General features: G+C 56.6%; 7 protein-coding genes. 2 read left to right on the forward strand and 5 right to left on the reverse strand.

The window, feature by feature from the left end; genetic code table 11:
* Nucleotides 1–840: glycoside hydrolase family 3 N-terminal domain-containing protein (locus RTY00_RS14505; protein ID WP_312664919.1), on the reverse strand; the 840-nt coding region annotated here is incomplete at its 3' end.
* A 154-nt stretch (nt 841–994) separates the two neighbouring features.
* On the opposite strand from RTY00_RS14505, the gene dld reads away from it, so the two are divergent.
* Nucleotides 995–2704 (forward strand): D-lactate dehydrogenase, encoded by a 1710-nt coding sequence (gene dld, locus RTY00_RS14510; protein WP_312664921.1) that lies wholly within the window; start codon nt 995–997, stop codon nt 2702–2704.
* Between the two features lie 48 nt (nt 2705–2752).
* On the opposite strand, the gene RTY00_RS14515 is transcribed toward dld, so the two are convergent.
* From RTY00_RS14515 to RTY00_RS14525, 3 genes are all read right to left on the reverse strand, one after another.
* Nucleotides 2753–5194: a DUF3772 domain-containing protein gene (locus RTY00_RS14515; protein ID WP_312664922.1), complete on the reverse strand. Its 2442-nt coding sequence runs from the start codon at nt 5192–5194 to the stop codon at nt 2753–2755.
* 201 nt (nt 5195–5395) lie between these two features.
* Nucleotides 5396–6334: a D-alanyl-D-alanine endopeptidase gene (gene pbpG / locus RTY00_RS14520; RefSeq protein WP_179451504.1), complete on the reverse strand. Its 939-nt coding sequence runs from the start codon at nt 6332–6334 to the stop codon at nt 5396–5398.
* A gap of 268 nt (nt 6335–6602) precedes the next feature.
* A complete protein-coding gene (locus tag RTY00_RS14525) occupies nt 6603–7190 on the reverse strand; it encodes a Yip1 family protein (protein WP_008102656.1) in 588 nt (195 codons plus the stop codon).
* Between the two features lie 166 nt (nt 7191–7356).
* Here RTY00_RS14525 and RTY00_RS14530 point away from each other — a divergent pair, with 166 nt between their 5' ends.
* Nucleotides 7357–7932 carry a DedA family protein gene (locus tag RTY00_RS14530; RefSeq protein WP_008102658.1) on the forward strand — a complete coding sequence of 192 codons (576 nt, stop codon included), beginning with the start codon at nt 7357–7359 and terminating at the stop codon, nt 7930–7932.
* On the opposite strand, the gene RTY00_RS14535 is transcribed toward RTY00_RS14530, so the two are convergent.
* Nucleotides 7933–8371: SDR family oxidoreductase (locus tag RTY00_RS14535; RefSeq protein ID WP_312664923.1), on the reverse strand; the 439-nt coding region annotated here is incomplete at its 5' end.

An 8371-nucleotide genomic window follows, 5' to 3' on the forward strand; every position in this document is an offset into this window, starting at 1 on the left:
GAACTTCCAGTCGCCGCGCAGGATGTCTTTCAGCAGCCAACTGTCTGCCGTGGCTGGCGTGCCATTCAGCGAGTTGAGCGCCACCATTACGCCACCGCTGCCGGCATCCAGTGATGCTTTATACGGCGGCAGATAATCCTGGAACAGGCGCTGCGGGCTCATGTCGACGGTGTTGTAATCACGTCCGCCTTCCACTGCGCCGTAGGCCGCGAAGTGCTTCACGCTGGTCATGATCGAGTAGCGATCCGCCGCGCTTTTGCCCTGCATGGCTTTTACCATGCTGCTGCCCATTTGTGCGCTGAGGAAGGTGTCTTCACCGAAGCCTTCCGAGCCGCGTCCCCAACGAGGTTCGCGTGACACATCAACCATCGGTGCCCACGTCATATTCAGGCCGTCATCTGCGGCTTCATAAGCAGAGACGCGTCCCACCTCGGCGATGGCATCCAGATCCCAGCTCGCCGCCAGGCCAAGTGGAATCGGGAAGATGGTGCGCTGACCGTGCACTACGTCATAGGCGAAGAACAGCGGAATTTTCAGGCGGCTGAGCTGCATCACCTGATCCTGCATGGCGCGAATATCCTGACGCGTCACGGTGTTGAAAATTGCCCCGACCTGACCATGCTGAATCATGTCGCGAACCGCCGATTTTGGCGTGTCCGGTCCTACGCTGATCAAACGCATCTGCCCGATTTTTTCATCAAGGGTCATTTTGCTGAGCAGCTGATTCACAAAGGCGTCGCGCGCCTGTTCAGTCATCGGATGTGGGCCAAACAAGTCGTCCGCGAAAGCGGGCTGAATGGCTAAGGAGACAGCGAGGCTAACAGAGTAAATCCATTTCATCAGGTCGGGTTCTCTTAAGTGACTGCGCAATATCGAAATAACCGGGGCAGTTTGCCACAAGATGAGGATAGCAGGTAGCCGCCATGTCACACCGCGACCCTGTCGCTGACGCGTGCTACAGTAAATGCGCCATGTTAAAGACAAGGATAGGCCAATGAATAACAACACTTCGCACCCTACTCTGCTCGCCGAACTGCGTCGTCTGGTCGGATCGTCGAACCTGTTAACCGACGCGGAGCAAACCGCGCGCTACCGCAAAGGTTTTCGTTCCGGCGAAGGCGAGGCGCTGGCGGTGATTTTCCCCGGTTCGCTGCTTGAGCTGTGGCGTGCGTTGCAGGCGCTGGTAAGCGCCGATGCGATCATTTTAATGCAGGCCGCCAACACCGGCCTGACCGAAGGTTCCACGCCAAACGGCAACGATTACGATCGTCCGGTAGTGATCATCAGCACCTTGCGTCTGGATAAATTGCAGCTGATCGACAGCGGCAAACAGATCCTCGCCTTCCCCGGCAGCACGCTGTATCAGTTGGAAAAGGCGCTAAAACCGCTCGGACGCGAGCCGCATTCGGTGATTGGTTCCTCCTGCATTGGCGCCTCGGTGATGGGCGGGATTTGCAATAACTCGGGCGGATCGTTGATTAAACGCGGTCCGGCCTACAGCGAAATGGCGCTGTTTGCACAGATTGATGCCAGCGGCAAACTCAAGCTGGTGAACCATCTCGGCATCGATCTTGGCCACTCGCCGGAAGAGATGTTGGGTCGGCTGGATGACGATCGCTGGCAGCAGAGTGATGTGCGCTGGGACGAGCGTCACGCCTCGGATCACGAATACGCCGAGCGCGTGCGCGATATTAATGCGCAGACGCCAGCGCGCTTCAACGCCGATGAGCGCCGCCTGTTTGAAGCTTCCGGCTGCGCCGGGAAGCTGGCGGTGTTTGCCGTGCGTTTGGATACTTTCCCTACCGAACCGCAGCAGCAGGTGTTCTATATCGGCACCAACAATCCGGCGGAGCTAGGCGATATTCGTCGCCATATTCTGGCGGAGTTTACCCATCTGCCGGTGGCGGGCGAATATATGCACCGCGACATTTTCGACATCGCCGAGGTGTACGGTAAAGATACCTTCGTGATGATCGACAAACTCGGCACCGACAAAATGCCGCTGTTTTTCACCCTCAAAGGCCGCGTCGATGCCTGGCTAGGCAAGCTGAGCTGGGTGAAACCGCATCTTACCGATCGTTTATTGCAGCGCGTCAGCGGCTGGCTGCCGGAACATCTGCCTAAACGCCTCAAACTGTATCGCGACAAATATGAGCATCACCTGATGCTGAAGATGTCTGGCGACGGCGTGGCCGAAGCGCAGGCTTATCTGACCGAATATTTCCGAGAAGGCGGCGGCGCGTTCTTTGCCTGCGACGCCAAAGAGGGCGCGCACGCGTTCCTGCATCGCTTTGCTGCCGCCGGAGCTGCGGTGCGCTATCACGCAGTGCATGCCGATGAAGTGGAAGACATTCTGGCGCTGGATATCGCGCTGCGTCGTAATGATGAAGAGTGGTTTGAGCGTCTGCCAGCCGAGTTCGATAAGGATTTAAGTCATCGTCTTTATTACGGCCACTTCTTCTGCCACGTGTTCCATCAGGATTACATCGTGAAAAAAGGCGTGGATGCGCATGCGCTGAAAGAGAAGATGCTGGCAATATTAGCCGCGCGCGGTGCCGAATATCCGGCCGAACATAACGTCGGCCATCTGTATCAGGCGAAACCGCAGCTGCAGGCGTTTTACCAGCAACTGGATCCTACCAACAGCTTTAATCCGGGGATTGGTAAAACCAGTAAGCAGAAGGGTTGGGCGGTGAAGGTTTGAGACCGAGCGATTGTTGTGAAGGTGGCCATGAATGGCCACCCTACGGATTTATGGCAACGGATCGCTTTGCTGATCTTGTGCCGCAGCCAAAGCGCGGCGCTCGATAATCATGGTTTGCGGCGTTGACAGCATAATGCCCTCTTTGCGCAGACGCGTCAGAATATCGAACAGCAAATCACTCTTGGCGCCGGAAATCTGGCGCTGACCCGCCACGTTGCCGGTAACGCTTAACACGATGCCCGCCGGCGTCAAATCTTTGAACGACACGGACGGCTCCGGCGTCTCCAGAATACGTTCGTTCTCCTGATACACTTCCAGCAGAATTTCACGCACCCGCACCGGATCGATATCCAGCGGGAAGGTCAGCAAAATGGTGACTACGCCTTGCGCATTACCCATGGTGGCGTTACGCACGTTCTGCGAGATAAACTGCGAGTTCGGCACAATCACCGTCGATTTGTCGCCCAGCTGAATTTCGGTGGCGCGCACGTTGATGCGACGAATATCCCCTTCAATGCCGCTGATGCTTACCAGATCGCCGACTTTCACCGGACGTTCGGTCAACAGAATCAGGCCGGAGATAAAGTTCTTCACGATCTCCTGCAAACCAAAACCGATACCGACCGACAAGGCGCTGACGATCCACGCCAGCCTGTTCCACTGCAGGCCCATAATCGACAGCGTCAGCAGGATAATCAGCACGTAACCGATGTTGCTGAACAGCGTCACCAGCGACACGCGCATGCCGACATCCATGGTGGTTTTTGGCAGGAAATCTTTATCCAGCCAGCGACGCACCGAACGCAGCACGTAAATGCCCACCACCAGACAGAGAATCGCATTGACCATGTGCGCCGGCACAATGTTCAGCGACTCCAGCCCTTTACCGCCCCAGAATTCAATCACCTTCTGGATCAGCTCAATCGGCGTTGATGAGGCAAAAGTGCCGTTCAGCAGCGCCAGCGCCAGAATCGCAATCAGCAAGGTTTTACCCAGCGCGCTGAGCAGCGTCGCCGCCTGTTGCAGGTAGCGCTCATCGATGTTCAGCGTGGTTTGCAGGCGCTTGCCGGTGGCATTGCTGGTGGAGAACAGGCTTTCGCAGCCGTCATTCACCAGATGGCTGAGGAAGTAGAACGAACCAAACAAGATGCCGCACCAAATCACTTCATAGCTGAGGAAGCGCGCCAGCGTGACGTAACCAATAATCAGCGATATCAGAATGCCCAGCGCCGTCAGCATCAGCGCCAGCTGCACCAATCCCACCAGCGTTGAACGCGCTTCAGGCTGATGGCCTTCCTGCACCATGCGACGACGCACGCGGTTGATGCGCATGCCGATCGCCAGCCCAGTGCTGCCGATCAGCAGCGCGGTCAAGCCGTTAGCAAAAATGGTGGTGTTCAGGCTGGTGCCGACGCTGTAGTTGAAGGCTTCCACCGTCTGGAAAACAAACACCAGCGCCGCAGTGAATGGCGGGAACGGTTTTAGCGCCTGCGCCACTTCGTTGGAGATGGCCGGCAAACGCCAGCTTGGGCGACGCGTTGAGAGGAACGCGCGGCCTAAACCGGCAATCAAGCCGCAATAGACGCTGAGCTGCACCAGGCGCTCGACAAAATCCTGCACATCACCAGAAACTTCGTCGCGGCGCGTAAAGGCCAGCGCGATGAAATTAAAAGTCAGCACCACCGCCGCCAGCGTGGTGAGCGCGGTGGTGGCGGCGAGGAAGCTGCGACGTAAGCGCCCTTCCGGCATTTTATGAATGCTGACCCAGGCAAAGAACTCTTCGCTGTAGCGGCGTCCCAGCGTCATCACCAGCATCGCGGCAAACAGCCAGGCGATGGTGCCAAAACGCCAGCCCGACTCCCACGACAGCGCGGCGGTGTCCTGCAATTCGGCGATAAAATCGCTGATCTTCTCGCCATCGAGATCCTGGCTGCTCATCACCGGCGCCCAGAAACGCGGGCCGAGGATACTGCCGGAGTTCAGCGCCAGCTGGCTTTTCAGCTGGTCACGACGCAGGTTGACGATCTGCGATGACAGCACCAGCGCACCGTTTTTGATGCCATCGGCTTGTTTGATTTGATCGTCCAGCTTGGCTTTCTGGCTCTCCAGTGCCGCACGTTTGCGCGTCACTTCGGGTGTCTCTTTCACCCCGCTGTCGGCTTTGGGGGCCGGGCCGAGCACCGCTAACTGGGCATCCAGCTGCTGACGCTGCGGCACTAAGGCCTGGCCGAGAGTTTCGGCATTACCAGAGAGCTCCAGCGCCATCTCATTGAGCTGGTTGAGCTGGCTTTCATTGGTATCGCCTGACACCTGGCCTTTAATTTTGTCGAGAATTTTCTGCATTTTAGGCAGCTCGACCGAGGCGTTAACCTTGGGTGCGGCGTCTTCTGCCTGATCGTTGGGCGGAGTATCAGCGGCCACGCTCAGCGTGGGGGCTAACAGCACAAGCAGCAGTAAAAACGGGGTAAACAGATGACGAAACTTGAACATATGAATGAGATTCCAGCGCAATAACAGCCGATAAACGCAAGTGCGATCGTGAATGGCGGCTAGTTTAAGACGTTGCCGACACTGAAACTATAGGAATGAAGGTGTAAAACTTTGGCGCTAACGATAAGAGATTTTGTCGGTAGATCGAGTTGAAACAGGTCGCCATTAATGGCGACCCTACGACAGATTACCTGCGAGTGATTATTCCGCCTCGTTGTTGCTGGCAGTCAAACCGGACTTCTGCTTTTTATACGCCAGCGCAGCGGCCGGAACCGGTGCGGCTTTGCCGGTTTCCAGCCAGTCGCGCAGGCGATTAGCATCGGCGAAATGGGTGTATTTGCCAAAGGCATCCAGCACCACCAGCGCCACCGGACGGTTGTTGATCACCGTGCGCATCACCAGGCAATGCCCGGCTTCGTCGGTGTAACCGGTTTTGGTCAGCTGAATACGCCAGTCGTTTTTGTACACCAGATGGTTGGTGTTACGGAACGGCAGCGCGTAGTTCGGATGTTTAAATACCGCAGTATCTTCTTTGGTGGTGCTCAGTTCGCCAATCAGCGGGTACTGACGCGTGGCTTTCACCAGCTTAACCAGATCTTCGGCACTGGAAACGTTCTGAATCGACAGGCCTGTTGGCTCCACATAGCGCGTGTGCGTCATGCCAAGTGCACGCGCTTTGGCGTTCATGGCGCGGATAAACGCATCGTAACCGCCCGGATAGTGATGCGCCAGGCTGGCGGCAGCACGGTTTTCCGAGGACATCAGCGCCAGCAGCAGCATGTTGCGGCGGCTGATTTCGCTGTTCAGTTTGACGCGGGAGAACACGCCGCGCATCTCAGCGGTATGGCTGATATCCACCGACAGCATCTCATCCATCGGCAGCTTGGCATCCAGGACCACCATCGCCGTCATCACTTTGGTAAGTGATGCGATTGGACGTACGCGGTTAGGATGGCTGGAAAACAGCACTTTGCCGTTTTCCAAATCAACAATCATGGCACTGCCAGAGGCGATTTGCGGTTGAGCAATCGGCGCCAGGTTAGAGAGTGCCGCCGGCGCAGCCAGCGCGGGCGTTACAGCGGCTGGCGCGGCGACAAACAGCGCCAGCGACAGCAAGGAAATACGCATTTTTGCAGACATCGTGTCAAAAAAATCCGGTAAGGAGTTTTGCGCTGTGTTAAGACACAGGCCGCCCGCAACAATCCAGACGGGATGCGGGCTGGCAGCAGTATCATACGCACTTACCTGAGAAATTTCTTATCGAGATTGTTTCTGGGCGTTAAAAAGGTCGCCATAAAAGACGACCTTACGGGCTGGGTGCGTTTTAGGGCAAGGTCGCCATGAATGGCGACCCTACGGGGTGGGTGCGTTTTTTGTAGGGTCGCCATTTATGGCGACCTGGCTAACCTCAGAACAAACGCGGCCCGTAACCCCACAAAATCACCGTCAGCGCCAGCAGCACCTCAAACACCAGCACACCAATCGCCAATGTTGAACCGGAGAAACGCAGGCTCTCTTCACGGTCGATGCTCAGGAACACCGGGATACCGACGTAAAGCAGATAACCGGTGTACACCAGCGCCACCGCGCCCGCCAGCACGCAAAGCCATACCAACGGATAGAGCGCCACCAGCCCGCTGAGAAACAGCGGCGTTGCCACATAGCCGGCAAACACCGTGCAGCGCTGCAGGCTAGGACGCTGCGGATAGTTTCGCGCCATCCAGTGGATCACCCGCCCCATCACCGCCACGCCGCCGAGAATAATCAGATAGAACAGAATGCCGAGACCGATACCGGTCAGTAGATTGAGTTGTACGAATTGCCCTTCGCCCAGATTCCAGCCCAGTTGCGTAGTCCCGATAAAGGCGCAGATCACCGGGATCGCCGCCATTAGCAGAACATGATGGGTGTAATGGTGCGAAACGCTCTCATTTTCCTGTTTAATATCGCGCATTTCCTGACCTGGATGCGCCAGTAAACCCCAGACATGATTCATACATCTACTCCTTTGCTGCGATGGGCTGCCCTTACAGCTAACGGCCTGATCAACGGAGGCAGCGTTAACTCAAGTATAATCGTCAGCGCCGTTTTTGCGGGTCGCCACACAAATTAAGCCGCTGGTATACACTAATAGCGATTTCACACTTTGCAGGGAGGATAATTTGCATCTCGATATCAATGGATTAATCACCCAATACGGTTATCTGGCGCTGCTGATTGGTTGTATCGCCGAAGGGGAAACGTTCACGCTGTTGGGCGGTGTGGCGGCGCATGAAGGCTTATTGCACTTCAGCGGCGTGGTGCTGGCGGCAATGGCGGGCGGCATTATTGGCGATCAGCTGCTGTTCTGGCTGGGACGCCGTTATGGCACGCGTATTTTGCGCCGTTTCAGTAAACATCAGGAAACCATCGGCAAAGCTAATCGGCTGATTCGCAAACATCCCAGCCTGTTCGTGATTGGCGTGCGCTTTATGTATGGCTTTCGCATTGTCGGGCCGATCATCATCGGTACCAGCCATCTCAAGCCGCTGCGCTTCTTTATTCTTAACGTGATTGGCGCGGCGCTGTGGTCGCTGATCTTTGTTTCACTCGGCTACTTCGCCGGACAGATCGTCGCGCCCTGGCTGCACAAGATCGATCAGCACCTCAAGCCGGTATTGTGGCTGGCGGCAGCGGTGATTTTCGGCATCGTACTGCGCTTCATCATTCGCCACTGGAACCGCCGCCGCGCCGGTTGATTATTGGTGATAACCCTTAAACTGCGGATTGGCCAGCATAAAACCACCGTCGACAATAAACGATTGTCCGGTGGTATAGGTTGCCCATTCCGAGCAGAGCCACGCCACTAAACTCGCCACTTCGCGCGTATCGCCGGGACGCCCAATCGGGATTTCCGGCATACGTCGCCCTTGCTGATCGTCTTTCATATCGTTCATTGCGGTGGCAATTGCGCCCGGCGCGACCGCGTTCACCAGAATGTGGTGCGGCAACAGACTCAACGCCATCGACTTGGTCAGGCCGCCGAGCGCATGTTTGGCGGCGGTATAAGCAGTGGCATCTGGCAGCGGCGTGTGTTCATGCACCGAGGTGATGTTGATGATGCGTCCGCCGTCGCCCTGATCAACCATATGGCGCGCGGCAATCTGCCCGCAAAGAAACGCACTATCGACGTCCACG

Origin of the sequence: Pantoea sp. CTOTU49201 (assembly GCF_032054795.1) — a bacterium.
Lineage (GTDB): Bacteria > Pseudomonadota > Gammaproteobacteria > Enterobacterales > Enterobacteriaceae > Pantoea > Pantoea symbiotica.